The 19,080-nt window shown below is 56.9% G+C and carries 17 protein-coding genes; 3 read left to right on the top strand and 14 right to left on the bottom strand.

The genetic code is table 11. The features are described 5' to 3' along the window. Window positions 1-300: 300 nt before the first annotated feature. The 5 genes from Pan97_RS25370 to Pan97_RS25350 all read right to left on the bottom strand — a co-directional run bounded on the left by Pan97_RS25370 (window position 301) and on the right by Pan97_RS25350 (window position 4,552). A complete protein-coding gene (locus tag Pan97_RS25370; protein ID WP_144977742.1) occupies window positions 301-720 on the bottom strand; it encodes a hypothetical protein in 420 nt (139 codons plus the stop codon). Window positions 721-755: 35 nt separating this feature from the next. Then, entirely contained in the window at window positions 756-1,466 is a 711-nt protein-coding gene (locus Pan97_RS25365) for a DUF3597 domain-containing protein (RefSeq protein ID WP_144977740.1), read from the bottom strand. Window positions 1,467-1,480: 14 nt separating this feature from the next. Next, window positions 1,481-2,974: a sulfatase family protein gene (locus Pan97_RS25360; RefSeq protein ID WP_144977738.1), complete on the bottom strand. Its 1,494-nt coding sequence runs from the start codon at window positions 2,972-2,974 to the stop codon at window positions 1,481-1,483. A gap of 128 nt (window positions 2,975-3,102) precedes the next feature. Beyond that, window positions 3,103-3,972 carry a hypothetical protein gene (locus Pan97_RS25355; protein WP_144977736.1) on the bottom strand — a complete coding sequence of 290 codons (870 nt, stop codon included), beginning with the start codon at window positions 3,970-3,972 and terminating at the stop codon, window positions 3,103-3,105. Between the two features lie 136 nt (window positions 3,973-4,108). Continuing rightward, window positions 4,109-4,552: a hypothetical protein gene (locus Pan97_RS25350; protein WP_144977734.1), complete on the bottom strand. Its 444-nt coding sequence runs from the start codon at window positions 4,550-4,552 to the stop codon at window positions 4,109-4,111. 149 nt (window positions 4,553-4,701) lie between these two features. On the opposite strand from Pan97_RS25350, the gene Pan97_RS25345 reads away from it, so the two are divergent. Then, window positions 4,702-6,060, top strand: a complete 1,359-nt coding sequence (locus Pan97_RS25345; protein WP_144977732.1) for a Gfo/Idh/MocA family protein — start codon at window positions 4,702-4,704, stop codon at window positions 6,058-6,060. 23 nt (window positions 6,061-6,083) lie between these two features. On the opposite strand, the gene Pan97_RS25340 is transcribed toward Pan97_RS25345, so the two are convergent. From Pan97_RS25340 to Pan97_RS25330, 3 genes are all read right to left on the bottom strand, one after another. Next, window positions 6,084-6,536 carry a hypothetical protein gene (locus tag Pan97_RS25340; RefSeq protein ID WP_144977730.1) on the bottom strand — a complete coding sequence of 151 codons (453 nt, stop codon included), beginning with the start codon at window positions 6,534-6,536 and terminating at the stop codon, window positions 6,084-6,086. 20 nt (window positions 6,537-6,556) lie between these two features. Next, window positions 6,557-7,555, bottom strand: coding sequence for a DUF1559 family PulG-like putative transporter (locus tag Pan97_RS25335; protein ID WP_144977728.1), 999 nt, complete (start codon window positions 7,553-7,555; stop codon window positions 6,557-6,559). A gap of 339 nt (window positions 7,556-7,894) precedes the next feature. After that, the gene (locus tag Pan97_RS25330; protein WP_196782216.1) at window positions 7,895-10,024 is read right to left on the bottom strand and encodes a DNA topoisomerase VI subunit B; all 2,130 of its coding nucleotides are present in this window, start codon (window positions 10,022-10,024) and stop codon (window positions 7,895-7,897) included. Window positions 10,025-10,429: 405 nt separating this feature from the next. Between Pan97_RS25330 and Pan97_RS25325 the strand changes: the two genes are divergently transcribed. Both Pan97_RS25325 and Pan97_RS25320 read left to right on the top strand, forming a co-directional pair. Then, window positions 10,430-10,795, top strand: coding sequence for a hypothetical protein (locus tag Pan97_RS25325; protein ID WP_144977726.1), 366 nt, complete (start codon window positions 10,430-10,432; stop codon window positions 10,793-10,795). 55 nt (window positions 10,796-10,850) lie between these two features. Continuing rightward, window positions 10,851-11,477 carry a hypothetical protein gene (locus Pan97_RS25320; RefSeq protein ID WP_144977725.1) on the top strand — a complete coding sequence of 209 codons (627 nt, stop codon included), beginning with the start codon at window positions 10,851-10,853 and terminating at the stop codon, window positions 11,475-11,477. A gap of 774 nt (window positions 11,478-12,251) precedes the next feature. Here Pan97_RS25320 and Pan97_RS25315 read toward each other — a convergent pair. The 6 genes from Pan97_RS25315 to Pan97_RS25290 all read right to left on the bottom strand — a co-directional run bounded on the left by Pan97_RS25315 (window position 12,252) and on the right by Pan97_RS25290 (window position 19,074). Then, on the bottom strand, window positions 12,252-13,169 hold the full coding sequence (locus Pan97_RS25315; protein ID WP_144977723.1) for a hypothetical protein: 918 nt from the start codon (window positions 13,167-13,169) through the stop codon (window positions 12,252-12,254). After that, window positions 13,162-14,214 (bottom strand): DNA methyltransferase, encoded by a 1,053-nt coding sequence (locus tag Pan97_RS25310; RefSeq protein WP_144977721.1) that lies wholly within the window; start codon window positions 14,212-14,214, stop codon window positions 13,162-13,164. The genes Pan97_RS25315 and Pan97_RS25310 overlap by 8 nt, the downstream gene beginning before the upstream one ends. 286 nt (window positions 14,215-14,500) lie before the next feature. Beyond that, the gene (locus tag Pan97_RS25305) at window positions 14,501-17,002 is read right to left on the bottom strand and encodes a tetratricopeptide repeat protein (protein WP_144977719.1); all 2,502 of its coding nucleotides are present in this window, start codon (window positions 17,000-17,002) and stop codon (window positions 14,501-14,503) included. Window positions 17,003-17,369: 367 nt separating this feature from the next. Next, window positions 17,370-17,813, bottom strand: a complete 444-nt coding sequence (locus Pan97_RS25300) for an ExbD/TolR family protein (RefSeq protein WP_144977717.1) — start codon at window positions 17,811-17,813, stop codon at window positions 17,370-17,372. Then, entirely contained in the window at window positions 17,810-18,238 is a 429-nt protein-coding gene (locus Pan97_RS25295) for an ExbD/TolR family protein (protein ID WP_144977715.1), read from the bottom strand. The genes Pan97_RS25300 and Pan97_RS25295 overlap by 4 nt, the downstream gene beginning before the upstream one ends. Before the next feature lie 5 nt (window positions 18,239-18,243). Then, on the bottom strand, window positions 18,244-19,074 hold the full coding sequence (locus tag Pan97_RS25290) for a MotA/TolQ/ExbB proton channel family protein (RefSeq protein WP_144977713.1): 831 nt from the start codon (window positions 19,072-19,074) through the stop codon (window positions 18,244-18,246). Window positions 19,075-19,080 lie beyond the last annotated feature (6 nt).

Below are 19,080 nucleotides of genomic sequence, written 5' to 3'. Positions count from 1 at the left end.
CGTGAAATGGGTTTCGATTCTGTCGCCCTTACAGGGCTAGAGTTTTCTCGAATGAATTACCAGGGGCTTGCGCCCCTGGCTATTATCTGTCGCCCCGTTGGGGCTAGGAGGTTGTGTGATGTACGTAGCTTTTGGGGAACAGTCCCCTTGCATGGCTTAGGTATACCAGCCTGAGGGTGTTAGAAGATAGTGCGCGCGCTGGTTTTGTTCAGCCAATGGTACGGCTGAGCTTTTCATGAGGTTCGATACTTGATGAAGCGTGGTCTTTACCCGGGTTGGCAAACGCTTTCCTCGCCTGCTTCATGGGCTCGCAACCTTCTCGCCCAGGTACTGGCGCGCCTCGTTCATGACGTTCTCAGCCAACGTCACGCTGGCCCACTCGGGGTAACCGATGCTGAGGTAATAATTCCGCCACGAAAAGAACTTGTTCTCGTGCACCTCTTTAATCTCGCTCCACGGGATCAGCAGTGGCGGGTGCATTGGGCGAAACAGAAAGAACACGGCCAGGTACAGTCCCTTGTCCGTCACGCCGACGGCCAGCATATTCCGATATCCAGCCATCCCGATGCCGCAACTTTGAAAGTAGAAATACTTTCCGTCGGGCTTCTCGCGGGCACGAAAGCTTTTTGCCAAAAGCCCCCAATCACCTAGAAAAGCGATCACCGCCATCGTGGAGCAGGCGATTAGTGCGAAGCCGATGAGCAGTACGAAGGCGAACAAGCAAGCTTCTCCTGTTAAGCGGTCCGAATACTTCGCTACGGAAAAAATCTTGTAAACAGTTCCGAGTGACTGCCGAGGATGCCCAGTTTTCTTTCCCGCGGTTTGTAATTCTTGAAATCACAAGGGGCGACAGACCATGCTCGGGCGACGTTCATTACGTCGTCTTCTGACGCGGTTTGGATATCATCGCGTTCCCAATACGACTCTTCTTCGTCTTTCAGGCTCCTTTCGTCAACGAACGCGATGCCCAGCGACTGTTCTTCGGGGGTTAAGTCTCCAGCGTTCCATAACGTTTCACCTGATTCGCCCAGGTAGCCGTATCCGCGAATCAGCTTCCCTTGAACGGCCTTCGCCCAAACGTGATAGTCCACGATTCGGTGGGTTGAGAATACCTGAGCTTCGCCGAAAGTTTGGCTGAGTTCCTCCAGCGGTTGGGCGACTTCACGGCGTACGTCGTTGTTCGACGGCGGTAGTTCAAAACCTGTCACCAGGGTCCAGCCATCGACCGCCGGCGTAACAAACACCGAGCGATCGTAGGCATTCGCGATGCCAGACCGCCAATTGGCTGGCTGAGAGTTCTGCAGGCCAAAAGCGGTCACCACGGCCTGCATGTCGACGGACGGAACCGCCCACCACGTGTTCTTGTAACCGAAACCAAATGGATCGTCAGGCTCCTGAGGTGGAAGCTCAACAACGGCAGGCGGAGTTGGTGCTGGCCTGGAACTTTTGCGTCGAAATGGCCACATGATTGGTCGTCCCCTTACCGCGCCTTGTCATACTCCGGGTTCACGGCCTGCTTGCTCCATTGTTTCAGCACCCCTTTGAGCGACGCGACCGATTCGTCGTATTGCCCTTGGTCGCCGGTTTGCTCGATCCACTGGTCGAGAATGCCGCGGTACTTTTCGAGTTGCTCTTGGTACGCCGGATCGGTAGCCAGGTTGTGGATTTCGTCGGGATCGTTTTTCAGGTCGTACAGTTCTTCCGGCACGCGCGTCTCCGACATGATGAAGCTTTCGATATCGTTCATTTTGCCGGCCTGGTAGTATGCTTTGAGGTCTTTCATGAACGCCTGGCCGTCGCGGTATTGGGGCTGCATGAAGGGACGATCGGTCTTGAAGTTGCGAAGGTATTTCAGCCGCTGGCCGGTGACCGCGCGGACGCGTTCGATAGTGTAGTCGCAGCGGTCGCGGGCACTAATGACGAAGTCTCGCTGGAAGTCGCTGGCGAAGAAGTCCTTCGCTTCCATGTGCTTGGGTTGCGGAATCCCTGCCAGGGCGAGCGTGGTGCCGGTGATGTCGATGCCGCTGACCAGGTCGTCGCGCGTGGTACCGGCCGGGATGCCTGGCCCGGCGATCACCAAGGGAACGCGGATGCTCCCTTCATAGAGCCACTGTTTGTGCCGCGGCAGTTTCATGCCGTGATCGGTGAAAAAGAAAACGACGGTGTTCTTGTCGAAGCCGTGCTCTTTGAGCGTCTTCACGATCTGCCCGAGCTCTTCGTCGGTTTGGCGGATACAGTCGTAGTGATGCGCGATCTCGCTTCGAACGCTGGGCAGATCGGCATAGTAGGGCATCACCTCGACGTCCTCAGGCGAGGTCTTTCCGGCGGGAAAGCCTTCGAACTTGCCGCTGTTTTTTCCTCCCTTGAGTTGCAGCTGAAGGAACACCGGTTTATCGTCGGGGCACTCTTTGAGTAGCTGCGGCAGCAGGTTGCCTGACGGTGCCCAGGCAAGCACGTTCACGTCGTACAGCAAATCTTCGTCTGACTCGGCAGGGATCGCGCTGGTCCCCTTGGGCCGGTTCAGTTCTTTCTCATTCTGCGAAGCCCATAAGAAATTGAAGTCGCTCTTGGGGCCGTAGTTGATCACGTGATAGCCGCCGGCACGTAGCGTTTGGTAGACCGTCTTGTTCTCCTTGGGAAGACGGATCTCTTCGCCGGGGTAGCGCTGACGCGAGCTGCGATGGTTGTGAACGCCCAGGCTCGTTTGCATCGCGCCCAAGGCAATCGCTGAACGCGTCGCCGAACAAACGCCGGCCGGCATGTAAGCACGATGGAACTGCACGCCGCCGCTGGCGAGTGCGTCGATGTTGGGCGTGGGTACGGTGTCGTCGCCGTAGCAGCCCATCCAGTCATTCATGTCTTCGGCGAAGATCCACACGATGTTCGGGCGATCGGCCGAGAAAGAAGGAACGGCCAATAGGCCGAAGAGAGTGAACGAAGCCAGGAAAGAGACTAGAAGAGTGTTGTATTTCATAGCAAGGCTGGGATGGAAATTAGGTGGTAGGAGTTCTGTGCTATCTTCTCGCTACAATTCAGTTGCGAACACCGTTTCAAGCTCATTGGCGCCATTTAGGGCAAAGTATTTGTTTCGTGTCTTAGCTGTCATTCGTGCATGGTAACCTTGTTCACGACCGTTGCATTAAAGGCATCGAGTATTCGATCGATCTTTCTTCGTTCTAGCTGATAGTTGTCTGATGTTTGAACAAAGGACATCCTCGATCCTTTCAAAGTCACATAGCTTACATAAGGTACTTGAGACAGACTCTTCTTGAGTTGGGCTAGTTCCTCGTTGTCACCTTCGATGATCCACTTTATTTTTCGCCCAGTCACGCGGGCACGGCTACTGGAAGCGGAAGCCCCCATTTCACCTCCTTGTCTGGCGATATCTTGAATTGCTGCTTCTATTGAGTCCATTCGTTTCGCCAAGTACTTGTCAGGTTCAGGGGTATCAGGAGATACCTGAATTAAGAGAGACGTGGCTGCACGATAGATTGGGTTGTCGCAGCTGTAATCTTCCTGCGTAACAACTTCAATTGATTCCCTTAAGGCTCGTGAAGCAGCGTCTACTCCGTATAGATCGTTTTGGTAGAAGATTGTTCTTTCGTCCGCGATATCGAATGGAAGTTTTGTTCCGTCCTCTGCGAATGACACGACGGGTAGTCGCTTAGCATGTCTCACTGCCAGTTCGTACATTACATTTGGGTTCAAGTCAGTCAAGTTAGCGATCACCACCTCGGCTGAAAGCAACAACTCAATAACTTGTTTTGTTATAGAGCCTGGAGTGGCAATTTCATGGGCAACCTTAACGTCGTAACCCAAGTCCTCCATCACAGGTCGAATGACTGCATTTAATAAACCTTCCGCAGAACGTCTGGTCGCCGAATCTTTGGCACCAATCGGCGTAACAATAAAGCACGTCTTTTGTTGTTGGCTCGATTTGGAATTCTCTGGCTGGACTTGTTTTTTTGCCATGTCTTCTTTGTCATTGGCAGAGGTTAAGAGAGGTTGTAGCAATATGATAATCAGATGATGTTTGACAAACTACTCTTCTTCACTGTTAGCACTGCCGCGTCGGCGCTGTGACGTAATCGGCAAGACGGCGGTTCCCCTATTCTGATTGGACCAGCGGCTCGTCCGAAGTTGACTTTTTCTCAGCCATGAAAGACTTGATCTCGCGGACGATATCTTCCGGCAAAGTCAGGCTGGCCCACTCGGGCGACCCAATGCTGAGTCGATATCTCCGCTGCGAAAAGGTATTCTTCTCGCGCACCGCGGTGATTTTTTCCCAGGGAATCAGCAGTGGCGGGTGCATGGGGCGAAACGGAAAGAAGACGGCAAGGTAAAGCCCCTCGGCCGAAATGCAGACGGTCAGAATGTTCCCATAAGAAACCATTCCGACGGCGGCGCTGCGAAAGTGAAAAGTCTTCCCGTCTGGTTTGTGGCGGGCATGAAAGGACTTCGCCAGGCGCCGCCAATCTCCGAGCGATGCGAGCAGCAGCAGCGTGAAGCCGCCGACCAACACGAAAATGGTGAATACAAAGAGGAACAGCAAGAAGACATCTCCCGAATCGTGGCATGCCTGACGAAGGTTGACCCAAAGGTTGCGCTAGGCCACCTTGATTGTTCGTGTCTTCGTCTCATCTTAAAGTACAATAATCGCATCCGCACCCTTGCCCCAGTCTTTTCTCCAGGAGCCTCCTCATGGATCGTCGCCAGTTTCTTACGACGGCTGCCGCTGTGACTGCTGTTTCTTCGCTGCCTCGGTCGACCTGGGCGCAGGATCTGCTTGACATTAAGCCAAAGCGGGTCGGGCTGATTGGCTGTGGGTGGTATGGCAAGTGCGACTTGATGCGGTTGATTCAGGTAGCTCCGGTGGAAGTCGTTTCGCTTTGCGACGTCGATTCGCAGATGCTCACCGGGGCGGCCGAACTGGTGGCTTCGCGGCAGAAGTCAGGCAAGCAGCCGCGGCAGTATGGCGACTATCGGAAAATGCTGGCCGAGAAGGATCTCGATATCTGCCTGGTCGGCACGCCGGATCATTGGCACGCACTGGCGATGATCGAGGCCTGCCAGGCCGGGGCGGACGTTTACTGCCAGAAGCCGATCAGCCGCGATATCGTTGAAGGCCAGGCGATGTTAGCCGCGGCTCGCAAGTACGATCGCGTCGTACAGGTTGGCACCCAGCGGCGGAGCACGGCGCATCTGATCGAGGCCCGCGATAAGGTGATTAATGCGGGCCTGCTCGGCACGATCGGGCACGCCGAGATTTGCTGCTACTACGGCATGGGGCGCAATCGCAAGGCCGAAAATTGCCCACCGCCGGAGTATCTCGATTTCGAGATGTGGACCGGTCCGGCCCCGAAGCTGCCTTTCAACCCGGTGATGCACCCGCGCAGCTGGCGAATGTTCCAGGAGTTCGGCAACGGGATCATGGGAGACATGTGCATCCACATGCTCGACACGGTTCGTTGGATGCTCGATCTGGGCTGGCCCAACAGCGTCAACAGCCGCGGCGGAACGTATGTGTACACCGATGCCACCGGCAACGTGCCAGACACCCAGGTCGCGACGTTTGATTTCGACCAGTTGGACGTCGTCTGGACGCATCGCACCTACGGCGATGCCCCTGACCGCGATTACCCGTGGGCCGTGTTTCTGTACGGCGACAAGGGAACCTTGAAAGCGAGCGTGAACAAGTACGAGTTCTTCCCCAAAGGCAAGAAGGAAGCGACCCTTACAGGCGCGCCGAAGACCGAGTGGGATAAGTACCCGGAAGACGAGCACGAGAAGGACCTCGAACAACACGTCGCCGCCGCCAACCGGGCCCACCAGCGCGACTTCCTGAAAGCGATTGAAGAGCGCGGCCGCCCCGTGGCCGACATCGAACAAGGACACATCTCTACCGCCAGCTGCATCCTGGCCAACATGTCCCTGCAGCTCGGCCGCAGCCTAGCGTGGGACGCCGAATCAGGCAACGTGAAGGGAGACGACGAGGCAAACCAGCTGTTGGCCCGCGAGTACCGCGGCGACTGGATGCACCCGACGGTGGAGAATGTGTAATCACACGGCTCGGGTTTAGTCTCTTACTCCGACACTAGCGCAATATCATGCGTGTTGCTGCCGGCATCGACCTGAATCACTTCGATCTCTTCCCAGTAAGATTTGGGGAGATTTGCCAAAGGGTTCTTGGGCGGTGGTCCGACCGGGCGGCCATCGGGGCCGATCTCCGGCATCGGGGTTACGACCGAGCCGGGGATCAGTTTGACCGAGTGCTCGCCAGGCTGGATGCCTGTCTTGTTGAACGAGAACTGGGCCTCGTACTTTCCCTGTTCATCGGTCTGTGCGTAGGAAGGGGAGCCTCCTTCAGCGATGGGTGAGAACTGAATCGCCACACCGGCTGGCGCCGGTTTGCCGTCAATTGTGACCGTACCGGTTAATGACGGCAAACCGCTGCCACCGCAACCGACCGCCGCTGCCAAAAGGACAGCGGACAGTAGCTTAGAGAGCCCGCAGGCGCGTAGTGTCATCTTGTGCATGTGAAAACCTCCCTGCGTGTTTAGTACGAACCAAGAGGCTGGCCGTCATCGCGCAGGCCCAGCTTCTGATAAACGCCGACAGTCGACTTATCGAGCGAGTCGTACGAGTCGTACCAGGCAGCCGGGTTACCGTCGTTCTTGAGCCCTTCGCGGGAGTCGATCGTTTCGCTGATGAAATGAACGCTGCCGTCGGCATAGAGGAAGTTCGCGCCGCCTGGGTGCAGACTGGAGAACGCCAGGTAGAAACGTCCCACCAGCGGCTGATTTACCTTTTGGCCAAACGTACGACCGATAGCCTTAGGGGAAGACCAGGAGTCTTCGGAGTTCACATTGCCGGTGCCAACCCAGTAGGCTGCGTGATGCAGAGAGTCGCGTTCGCCAATGGCAAACGTGTTACTGGTTCCATCGGTGATGTCGGCCATGCGGATCCCCTTCTGAGGATTCATCATACCGTGCTTGTTAGGGACGGCGGCCGTGGCCGATGCATTCCAGTTGGTCGTGTAGTGTCCCATCACGCCGGCGTAGTTGCTTTTGGCAGGCTTGGTCGTATCGGGACCTCCGGTATGGCAGAAGTCGACCGAAGTGTTGATGTCGTCGCCGGGATCGCTGGGGCAGATGTACGCGTCCAGAGGCGTTCGCATCAGGGCAACCCCTGCGGCTGGCCAGCTGGAAGAGTTGTTGCCCGGCAAAAGCGTGTTGAATTCTTGGGTCGTCACACCCAACTGATCGTGCAGGGCTGATTGCTCAATGAATGGCAAGATCCGTGCGCCCCAGCCCCAGGCTTTGACCCACGCGGCCGCGTTGGCCTGATCGTTGAAGCTGTAAGCGGCGGGAAATTCGCCGAACGTGTCATGGAAATTGTGCAGGCCCAGACCGATTTGCTTGAGATTGTTGTTGCATTGCATGCGCCGCGCAGCTTCGCGTGCCTGCTGAACCGCAGGCAGTAAGAGGGCAATCAGAACGCCAATAATGGCAATGACCACCAGCAGCTCGACGAGCGTGAAGGCTCGCTTTTTCATGGGGAAGTCCTTAGTAAAGACGCAGGAGAACGGGATAAAAATGAAAATGGGGCAATACGCCCACTATCCCGTGATATCTCCTTGAAGAGTTTGTGTCAATGCAATTTAATCAGGAAAAGAGAAGAATTGTCCGTAACGTGCTAACCGGCATGGCACCGCCCACAATACCGGAGGGGGGATCCGATGGTGAAAGATATCCAGACTCTAGAAAACCTTTACGACAGAAGCCCCTAGAGTGGCGGATAAGTGTTGAGAAAATTAAGCGAGTTATGAGAACCATTGCAGCCGTCAACTCACGGCCCAGAATGACCTGCGTGATTGCGTCTTGTCACGACACGGCTAATCTTCGTCGCCGTCTTCTTCGTCGAACAAATCGGTCTGTTTGCTCTTCGGCTTGTCCGAAGCCGCCGCGCTGGTTTCTGACTCGGTCGGCCGATTGAGCATGTCGGCCAGCATCGCGTCGTCATCTTTGTCGACGATCAGCACGCCGCCGCCGTAATTGGCGAGCGACGGATCGACGGCCTTGCCACTTTCGTCGAGGACCATGTCCGCTTCGGCCGTCTTCTTCTTGGCGACTTCCAGTAGCTTTTCGTAGATGTCTTCCTTATCGGTACCGTTGATGTCGCTGACGGCCTGGGCGACTTCGCCCAGGTAACGGCGGAAGATGCTGCGGCGGTCCGCCTGCTGCTTCACTTTCATGCGGCGGCGGAGGAACATGCCGAGCTTGCGTCCGACGGTTTGCAAAGCGAGCCGCATTTCCTTCTGGATTTCATCGTAGCTGGCAACCGCTTCCTTGGCCTGATTGGTGAAGGGAACCCAGACGCTGGCGATGTGTACCATGATGGTGACCGGGCCGCTGGGCAAGTTGCCGCGCGACTGCGAAAGGCCATACGAACGCCAGTTGGTCTGGGCGATGGTCTTGGTGATCGCACAGTCGCCGTGCTGGAACTGCAGCGGCACGCGGTTGGCGTACCGGTAAACCTGCATCGACTGCCCCTCGTTGACGTTGACGTTCTGCATCGCTTCGAAGAGGTGGTCGATCTCCTTCGGCTTGAGCTTGTTGGGGCTCTTTCGCGTGCCGACCTTCGACTGCTTGATGATCTTGTCGGCCGCATCGGGGCCAAGGCCATTGAACGTGAGGATCAAAAACTGCCGCACGGTGCGGGCATCGGTTTCGTACAGCAGTTCTTTCAGCAGATCCTTGGTGATCTTCTGCGTTTCGACGTTGCCGCCGTAAGCCAGGGCGACTTCGATCTGGAATGGATTGCCCCGGTAAACGGCCGGCGGACGGGTCGCGGCGGCGTAGAACTCGGCCGGCACCACGCTATGCAGACCTTTGAGCAGTTGCTCTTCGCCGATCGGCACGATGCAGTCGGTCGTCGGGTTCGAGATCTTCGTGTCTTGAATCGCCGCGTACAGGTGCTCGGCATGGTCGCGATCGATCCGCTTCACCCGCATCCGCGTGCTGAGCTTGGCCTTGTCGCAGATCTGCTTGGCGATCGAAGGACTGACGCGCGAGAACGACGTAGTTAAAAAGCCGGACAGGCTCGATTCGGTCGTTTCCTTGCACATCGAAACCAACCGGCCCAGCTCGACCCCGTACGGGTGCGGCTTGATTTCGGTCGCTTCCGGCGGCAAGACGTCGGTCGAACGGTGGTACGTTTTCTGATTGCCGCTGGGGTCGATGTAGTGCAGCGTGACGTGCGGGTTGGCGATGGCCGTTTGCTCGAGGTATTCGTCGACGCTTCCTTTGCCGCGCTGGTACTTGGCTTCCAGGTCGAGCGTGACTCGCGTGCCGGAAACGATCGGTTTGGGCTTGGCATCGGGCTTCTCGGGATCGTGATGGGTGACCCATTCGATGCCGTGGTCTTCGATGTACTTCTCCCCTTTTTCGCCGGGCGGGATGTCTTCGCCGTCTCCCTTGCCGTTAAGGATCTCGGGCTTGTTGACCTTGGTATCGATCCGCAATTCGTAGTAGTGGGCAGGCTTCTTGGCACCTGTTTTACTGACGATTTTAATCGGCTTGCCGGTCGTCAGAATGGCATACATACCAGCGGCACTGATGCCGATCCCTTGCTGGCCGCGGCTCATGCGCAGGCGGTGGAACTTCGAGCCGTACAGCAGCTTGCCGAAGATCAGCGGGATTTGCTTCTTGAGAATGCCTGGCCCGTTGTCCTGGATGGCGGCCTTGTAGCGGCTTTCGCCGGTCTGTTCGACGTGTACCCAGATTTCCGGCAGAATGCCTGCTTCTTCGCACGCGTCGAGCGAGTTATCGACGGCTTCCTTAATGGTCGTCAGCAGGGCCTTGCGCGGGTTGTCGAAACCCAGCATATGGCGATTCTTGGCGAAGAACTCGCTCACCGAGATCTCGCGCTGCTTCTTGGCCATCGTTTCGGCCGTCGCGCGGCGGGGAGCAGACTTCTTACGCTTTGCGGTTCCGTTCGCAGTAGTGGTGGCGCCTTCCGACAACGTGGAAACTCCTGTGGTCGCGGACTGAGATTCTTATGAAATCGTGTCCCCTCTCCCTTCCCAAGGGAGAGGGGACTGGAGAGGATTGAATCGACGATTGTAGTAAAGTTTGTCGGTTACGGGGATAGCGGCAGGATCTGGAGATTGGGGATGACTGTCATACTCGGAAGAATAGGGGTTTTTGGCATGATAGCTTCATAAAGACTCAGACTACCCACCGGAATAGCCGATTTAACCAAGGACGGAAGGTCTGGACTTATCTGACCCGCGCAGATTGCCGAAGTACCCAGTGGTGGCGGTTTGGACCAGTTTCCCGACATATGTACATGGCGAAGCTAAAAGAACCCATCCACGGCCAAAAGCGTGGTTGCCTAATTGCCGCACTTGGCAGGAGCTATCAATCGGATGAAACGCATTGCAACAACTTGTTTGTTCGCCCTGGTCCTGACCGCAGGCTGGATGGCGGTTGGCTCGACGGCTCAGGCGAACGAATATGCCAGCCCACCCGTCTACCCCGACGTCATGAACCAGTACTACGTCGCCGATCCGTACTACGGATACCCGGCTGCGATGTACACCGCTCCGGTGACGACTCCTCCGTACGTTCCGCAAACGTACATTTCGTATCCACCGCTGAATCCGCACGAGTTTCTGTACAAGCACCACCGCAACTACTACCACTACTACAACGGTGGTCAGGGTTTCAACCGCACCAAGGCTCACTGGTACGGCGGTCGCACTTGGCTGAATCCTTACAACCCCTTCTTTTAATCAGAACTTGCTCGAGCCGGACCACGTCCCTCGCTTCACGTAGGAAATAAAGACGATGACCCAGACACGACTGATTCTCGCTCTCCTCGTCGGCCTGACCCTTGGCGGCAGCGTGCAAACGGCTGAAGCTGGTTGGCTGTGGGGACGTGGCTACAGCAACAACGCCAATGCCCATCACGCTTCGCAGCTTCCATGGCACGGCGGCTACGCCTATGAAAACTACCAGACGCCGGTGGCGATGGTCGTTCCCCCGAATGCCAACATGCAGACGAACTACTCGTGGGGCGTCCCTTCCAGCCGCATGACGCCGGTGTATCACCAGTTCGGCCAGGCCTATGCCGGCGGCATCACCGGTCACCCCAGCAGCCTGGGCACGACCCCTTACTGGCCTAGCGACACGCAGCAGTTTGGCGTTTACAACGTTCGCGGTCCTTGGACCTGGAACGCCGCCGACCTGGGTTACGGCTGGCACCTCGGTTTCCACCACCGCCCACACTGGAATAACAAGATCGGCAGCTGCCCCGGCGGCAACTGCGGTAACAATTACTACTACGGTGCCCCTGCCCACAGCGTCGAAGGGGGCAGCGTCATCACCGAAGAAGGCTACGTCCCAGGCAGCTACAGCGAACAGCCAATCACCCCGGCTGAAGCACCAACCCCAGCCGCTCCGCCAGAAGCTTAGTTCTTACGGCGAAAACTTGAACGAACGAAAGCTGAGTTCTCGACCATCGAGGGCTCAGCTTTTTTCGTTTTCTTGACGCAGAGGTCTTCAGCAGCAAGCGATGCACTGCTATCGGTTTGCCGCAGCACAAACCAAATTTTCTGCTAGCCACTTGCCTGGACATCTCACAACGCGAATGATGTTGTCGACTCGATAACCAACCACCTCACCTCCTCCCGGTGTTTCTTTCCGAGTCTGCCGATTGTGCCGGTTTCTCCGGGCAAAAGCGGCCCCTTTCGAAATTCACGCGACCGGTTCGCACTTTGGCACGGCAAGTGAATTTAGTTCTTCCAGCAACGCATCACCCCTCAGGAAAAACCTTCAGACAAAGAACCTAGCCATGCTCGAATTCCAAACCATGTTGATCTTCTTCGGTGCCTCGATCGCGATCGTGCTGGGCGTGCACGTCTCTCGTCCACTCAAGGCGACCAACCCGTTTGGTAGCTAATTCGAGCAAAATACCGCTGCTGTTGGCAAGGCATAGGTAAAACGGTGGTAGGGTGGCTACGGCTTCCCAGCCGATAGCCACCTTCGCCTGCTAAGCCTGTCCCACAAAATCAAGATGGCTATCCGCCGAAGACGCCGGTAGCCATCCTTGTGACTCACCGATCGGCAAGCATCCCTAGTGTAATCAGCGGTCGGTTGAACAAATGAGGTTGGTTTATAGTTTCATGGCAGCCGATAACGATCTTGAACTACAGCTGCTGGGTCTTTGGATTCAAAAAGATAGTTAATTTAGCCGTCTAGTCCAGCGAGCCTTCGTAATTCATCCACAATGGCTAGTACTGAAGCATGAGACGGTGGTGTTTCCGTATCGTCATCACTGACCTGTCCAGCGAGACGCTCCAATGCACTTCTCACGGCATCTTCACTCTTTTGGTCCTGGAAAGCTCGCAAAAAAGATAGCCAATACTCAATTCTCACTCCGCAAAGCTGTAACTTGCGCATTTCCCCAAGGTATGTATCCATGATCCCGGTACGTGCAAACCGTCCAAAATTCCCTCCCTGGTCTGAGGCTGGTCTATCTGCGATTTCGTCGGCTTTGTGTGGGTATGGTTTGACAGATTCAGGAGCGCTAATTCCTTTATCGCTGCGAGAATTGCGAATAAACTGCCAATGATAATTTCGGTACTCAGCTGCGTAACGTGCCGATTCGATATAAGGGGTAAAAGCTTGTGGCTTCCCGCTGATTACTTGTGACAACACCCATGGCACCACGACGATCAGATCTTGAGGATTGCAAGCTGCAGGTGTCACTTGATAACGGAAACTCGGCTCTCCCTCTTTGGCCAATAAGTACCACCCTTTGAGTTCGATGCCCATCAGGACATCCGGTGATTCGCCCGCTTTTTGTAATCGAACATCAGGAAAAGTCTGGGATTGTCTGACAAAACTGTAAAGGGCATATTCTTCGTTGGGGTCCCATACGAGACGCATCGAATTCAAAGTTTGCACGACCTGATCTTCGATCGTTGCACCCAATACGGTATTGAGGGTGTGGATGTCCGTTGCCGCTACGCCAGAAATAAATGTCTCCGTGCGGAAATAGGCCGGAAGAGATATAATCGCTTCGCGAACGTCGTTAAATAGCTTGGAATGTACCGAATTGCCCGGCTCCGTTTTCTCAGGTGGTGCGGGTATGGCATCACTCATCGTACGTTTTCAGCCTTTCTGTTGATGCCAACCAGTATTCCGGCATGATCTCGGCACTATGACATGCCCGACCGTTTGAATGGGAGGCAATCGCTGCTGAGCATAAGCCGCCGAATGGTTCCCATACCACATCACCAGGTTCGGTGCAGGCTTGGATACAGATATCGATCAGTCGAAGCGGCTTCTGGTTGTTATGGACACAGCGGTATTTTTCTTTCAATCGCTCGACACCGCGGACAGGCGGCTCTCGCCAGACGTTGTTAATTCCTACTTCACAATGGAATTTTGCGCGCATTCGTGACCATTGCTCGCCGCTTAACGGTAGATTGCCATCAATGCTAAAATAGGGTTTTCCTTCAGTTGCACCATGCGTGTTCGCATAGGCGACTAGCCGTTCAAACGCTTCAACGGGTGGGAAGTACCAAAGGTGGCACTTGGTAAAGTACTTTCGAGTCGCTGCATTGCGAACATTACAGGCCTCGTTTGTAAGCGACAATGGAAGGCCAGTACGCAGCCATTCCAGCCGAAGCCACTCCTGCATGGAAACTTCACGTCCCTCGAATCGGAAGCGAGCAGGTTTGACGTATTGCACGCAAACTTCGGTAACCACAGGAAACTTACGCAATGTCTGCGAGTTGGCATTGCCAGCCACATGGCCTAGGCCTTTATCCCATATGTGGCAGCACCGGTATTCCCAGCCGTTCGCAACCAAAATGGGATGTACAGTCGCCCAGCCAAGTTCGGTGTTCCAGAACCACAAGGTCGTTTCTGGTGTCGAGTAACGTGACCACGCTTCGATGTGCGGGCGATAGATCTCCGGCAGCGTTTCAGGTGTAGGAGGGTCGCCAGGGAAACCTTTAATGCCATAGGGACCGTCGGAAACTATGCAGATCGGGGTCCGCCATGAGCCATAGAGTTCTAATGCGTCTCCATAGTGCAGTCGTACTTGATCACGTGATTCGACGTCTCCTTCACTCAACTGGCGCTTCGGCAGCGACCGATTCGTCCTTGCGAGTTTGCTGGATTGAGCTTTAGTAGCTGCCATAATTTAATGCGTCCTTCATCCAATCCACTTTAGGAGACATCGGGTGCATTCAGCCGAGTCTACGGGCGCTGTGAATGACCTTCTGCAGACGACTTGTCATAAGCCTTGTGTCGTAACTATCATTGCGATGTAGTGCATGGGATGCAACGCCCCCGAGCGTGAATGGACAAGTTTATAACATTCAGCGATGAATCTTGGGTCTGCCTCTGGGCAAAACGAACTAGGTACTTGCAAGTATCGCACTGTCAATTGCGGTCGACTCATCCGAATGGCCGAGCAGCCACCTTTAATTCCGCGGCAAGCCCTGCATCAACTCTACAAACCGGGCCTTCATCTCCGGTCCGCCCATGTCGGGATACAGCGTTTGCAGGTAACGCACGATCTGCTTCGCTTCTTCGGGGTTGCCGAGCTGAATGTGGCAGCGGGCGATTTCGAGTTTGGCTTCATACCAGGTGGGAGACTGCGTGCGGCTTTTGCGGCTGATCTGTCGCCAGCGATCGAGGGCTTGCTCTTGTTGCTCGGCGGTGGTTCCGCGGGAAAGCATCCGGGCCAGCCCCACTTGAATTTCGGAATCATTGGGCAGCTGCTGGGCGAGGGTTGCGTACAGCTCGATTGCCTGGTCGAGCTTGCCGCTGGCGGCCAAGGCTTCTGCTTCGCGCGTGGCAATGACCATCCGCGTTTGTTCGTCCAGCTGCATCATGTTCGGCCGCAGCATGGCGATGACCGTCAGTTCGATCTGGGCGATCTGTTGCCGGATCGCAGGCGAGGCCGAGCCGCCCATCTGGCCGAGTGCTTGCAGGACTTCGAATAACTGGTGAGGACTATCGTCACGGACTTGCTGCAGCTTGGCTTGGGCCTGATCGAGCTTTCCCAGGCCGGCCAGCGCGATCACTTGCAGCGATTCCAATCGGCTTCGCCAACCATCCGGGCCGTTGGGATTGGAACGCAGGGCAACTTCGATCACGGCTCGCGCGTTGTCGTATCCGTGGTCGGTGTAGTTCAGCCACAGCTGAGCGGCCGACTCCGAGGCCAGACGCATGGTGGCAGTCCATTCGCCGCCGCCGGACTGGCCATTGAGGACGACTTGCTCGAAGTAGTCGATCACTTTGCGGACGTCTTGCGGGACGAGTTCCTGCTTCGCGCCGGCCGTTTGAAACCATTTGAGCGATGCCTGACGAACCCCTTCGACCGCCAGCGGGAAGTGCGTCGACTTCGGTGGGATCAGCAGGTAGGCCTCGGTCGCTGCCCGCCAATTGCCGCGCGAGAATTCGATCTGCGCAAGCCACATGGCGGCCTGGGCGGCTGGCTCTCCTTCGTTCCAGCGGCTGAGGTTCTCGCGCAGCAGTGCGATGTAGGGTTCCAACTGCGGCGGGTCCGACTGCCGGGCAATCTGCGATTGGTAGTAAGCCGCCGTCAAGTGCCGCAAGGAGGCATCCTGCTCGGCAGGAAACTCGAGCGCCGCTCCCCGCAGCCGCTTCACCCCTTCGGCCAGGTTGCCTGCTTCGACCGCCACCGCGGCGGCGGCCAGGCGAAGCTGGTATTCTTCCGACGGCTGATTGGAAGCACGGGCCGCTTGGGCGCCGAGGTCGTAGTTCTTGATCGCCTCGTCCCAGTCCTTCTGCCGGACGTAGTTCTCGGCGGTGCGGCGCAGCAGGTCGACGTTCTGCGTGCCGCCGGTACTCGCACTGCCGGTCAGCTGTTGCTCGGCACGGCGGGCCCAGTAGGGACCATACAGTTGTTCCAACTCGCGAACGACCGCCGCGCTGCGTCCTTGCCACAGTTGAATGTCCGGGGTGTTTTGTTTCTCTTCGGCCTGTTTCCAAAAGGAGAGGTAGGTCTCGAAGATGGCGTAGTCGAGTTCGGCCGAAGCCATCCCGTCGGTCCCGCGGGCCTGGTTGATCATTTGCGTCGCGAGCGGCAAATCGTTCTGTGCCAGAGCTACACGTATGTCTTCCGCCCAAGCGGCGCTGAGGACAGAAACCGGCGGGGGTGGGTCCATTCTCCGGAGCATGGCGACGGTGCTTCTGGCTTGATCCAGCCGGCCGAGATGACGCAGGGCTCGGATGGCCAACAGTTGGGCAGGCCATTTGACCTGGGTATCAGGCCGGAGCTTGGTCAGCGGTTCGACTTGCTGCAGGACCTGGACCATCGCGTTGGTGCGATCGAGCGAATCAGGTGGGTAGCTGAGTCCCTGCTGTTCGGTCGCCTCGGCCGATTGCAGCGCGACCTTGCGTGAGAGGGCCAGAAGCTGATCCGACGTCAGCGGCAGTCGGTTGTTGGGCGAATGCGACTCGCGCAGCAGCCCGTCGACTTTTTCCTGTAAGGCCTCGTACTGCCCGAGCAGTTGGGCGGAAAGCTTTTGAGCCTGGTTGAGCTTGGCATTGTCGCCGAAGACCTCCCCTTCCTGCCGCAAGAGTCGTAGCTGGGCCAGCTGGCTATGGGCGGTTTGCACTTCGATGAGGATCGATGCAGCTGGGTCAGGAAATTGTTTTTGAAACTGCGGAAGGACCGCTGCGGCCGAGTTCCAGTAGCGCTCGCGCTCACTTGGGCGAGCATTCAGCGCGTGCAGCGAATACGCTCGCACGAGTTCCGCGGCCATCTCGGCCCGATGCGACGAAGTGATCCCTTCGGCTATGACCTGCTGCGCGGCATAACGCTCGGCCAGACCAAACAACTGGCGGTCGAGCAGCCCCTGCATCATTCGGCGATCGTCTTCCAGCGCCGACTGCGCCCAGGCTGCGCTGGTCAGCATGAGGAGGAAGATCGTGATGAAGGGAATCGTTTTCATGGGAAGCGGTTATGCGTAACTCGCGTCGTTGGTGGTCGAAACGCTCTTCAGCCCCAACGGGGCGCTAGATAATAGCCAGGGGCGCAAGCCCCTGGTGCCGTTGACCCAAGCGTCGTGAGCCCTGAAGGGGCGACAGAAAACATTCATGGAGAAGTTCTGTCGCCCCGTTGGGGCTCAACGTTTTAGAGGGTCGCTTTCCAGGGGCTTACGCCCCTGGCTATTATCTGTCGCCCTTACAGGGCTAGGAGTTGATCTGATTAACAAACTGAGTTCTAAGTTTTGTCTGTTGTAGGATGGCTATCGCCTCGGAAGGCGTAGCCATCCTACAACTTATCCGTGTTCATCCGTGCCATCCGTGGTTGTCCTCTTAATCTGGTTCGACCGCGAACTGGATCTCCTGGAAGTTCAACAGCCGGCCGATGTCGTACACGTCGATGACCTGTCCGACCGGGACGACTTCGGTCGGGTCGATGATCAAGGGAACGTCATTCTTGATCGATGCCAACGTGCCGAGGATCTCGCGAACTTCCGTTAGTTCCTGAGTTCGTCGTTCGTTGACGGCGTAGGTGAAGTTGCCAGGCTCGCCGGTGATGCGGACGACAATTTGTTCGAAGTCTTCGATCTCGAGTTCTCTTTCGGCTGAGGAACCGACGTTGCTCGGGGGCGAAATGCTGCTGGGTAAGGCATACTCGACGATCTGAAAACTGGCCGTCCACAGAAAGAAGATCAGCAGCAGGAACACGACGTCGATCATCGGCGTCATGGCAACCTGGAGCGGTCCGCGATCTCGGTAAGGGCTGGGGCGTCTCATCGTGCGTCCTCCGGTCGAATCACGGAGAAGGCAATGCTCCAGATGCCAGCCTCGGTGGCGGCCAGCATCACGGGCTTCACGTTGGCGTAGGGAGTTTCTCGATCGCAGCGGATGCGCAGTTCAATCGAGTCCCCGGTTCGCGCTCGCTCGGTTGCCAGACGCTCTTTCAACTGTTCCGGTGGCACGCGGCGGCCGGCCAGGATGAGCGATCCGTCCGACTCGATGTTCACCACGACGCGAGGCTGTTGATCGTCGATGATCTCTTGGCCACTTTCCGCAGTGGGTAGCGGCAGCGGCATCTGGGCTTCCTGCTTGGCCAGGTGGCTGGAGACCAGGAAGAAGATGATCAACAGGAACACCACGTCGATCATCGGCGTCATGTTGAATTCGGCCTGGCCCGGTTTCAAGTTGTTTGGCACACGCACGGGCGTTAGCTCCTTGAGGCCTGGGCGGCAGCTTGGCGCTTGCGGCGCTTGAGCGGAGTGAAGACCTGCTGAGCGACGTAAGCGGCTTCGGCCACCAGTTCATCGACCCAGTTACGAAAGATGGCGAACGCACCCAGTGAAGGAATTGCCACGAGCAAGCCGCCCACGGTGGTAACCAGGGCCTGGTAAATCCCTTCGGCCAAGTCCCCTGCCCCGGCGGCTCCTTGCGTGGCCGCCACTTGCTGGAAGGCGAAGATCATCCCGGTGACCGTACCAAGCAGTCCAACCATCGGAGCGATGTTGCCGATGACCGAGAGGTATTCGATCTTGCGAAACAGCCGCGCGGATTGTTCGGCGGTGGCGTCTTCAAGCGCCTTTTCGACCGCGGTCCAGCCTCCATCGAGTTCGGCGATGCCACTCAACAGGACGAACGACAGGAAACTGGGACGCTCGCGACAAGCACGCTCGGCTTCTTGCACTTTGCCGGCCAGCAGATGATCGCGAACCGTATCGCCCAGCTCCGGTGGCATGATCTCGGTCTTGCGAATCGTCATCGCTTGTTCAAAGACCAGGTACGCCGCCGTCATCGACAGCGCGAGCAGGAAGATGAGGATCAGTCCCCCCACGATTCCGCCGCTGAGGACGATGTCGATGAAGCCGGTCTTTTCCGGCGGCGCGGTTGGTTCGCTCGCCGGCGGGTCGGCCGCCGGCGCGTCTTGAGCGATGGCCGGTGTTGGTCCGGCGGTTGGGAACAGGAGCGATCCGTTTCCGAGCATTCCCAACGCCAGCACAGCCAGGCAGGCGGTCCAAATTCCGATACGTGTCAAGTTGGCCAAGGCTGC

Origin of the sequence: Bremerella volcania (assembly GCF_007748115.1) — a bacterium.
Classification (GTDB): Bacteria; Planctomycetota; Planctomycetia; order Pirellulales; family Pirellulaceae; genus Bremerella; species Bremerella volcania.
The sequence above is the reverse complement of the archived record's forward strand: the minus strand, read 5'-3'. Positions and strand labels throughout refer to the sequence as shown.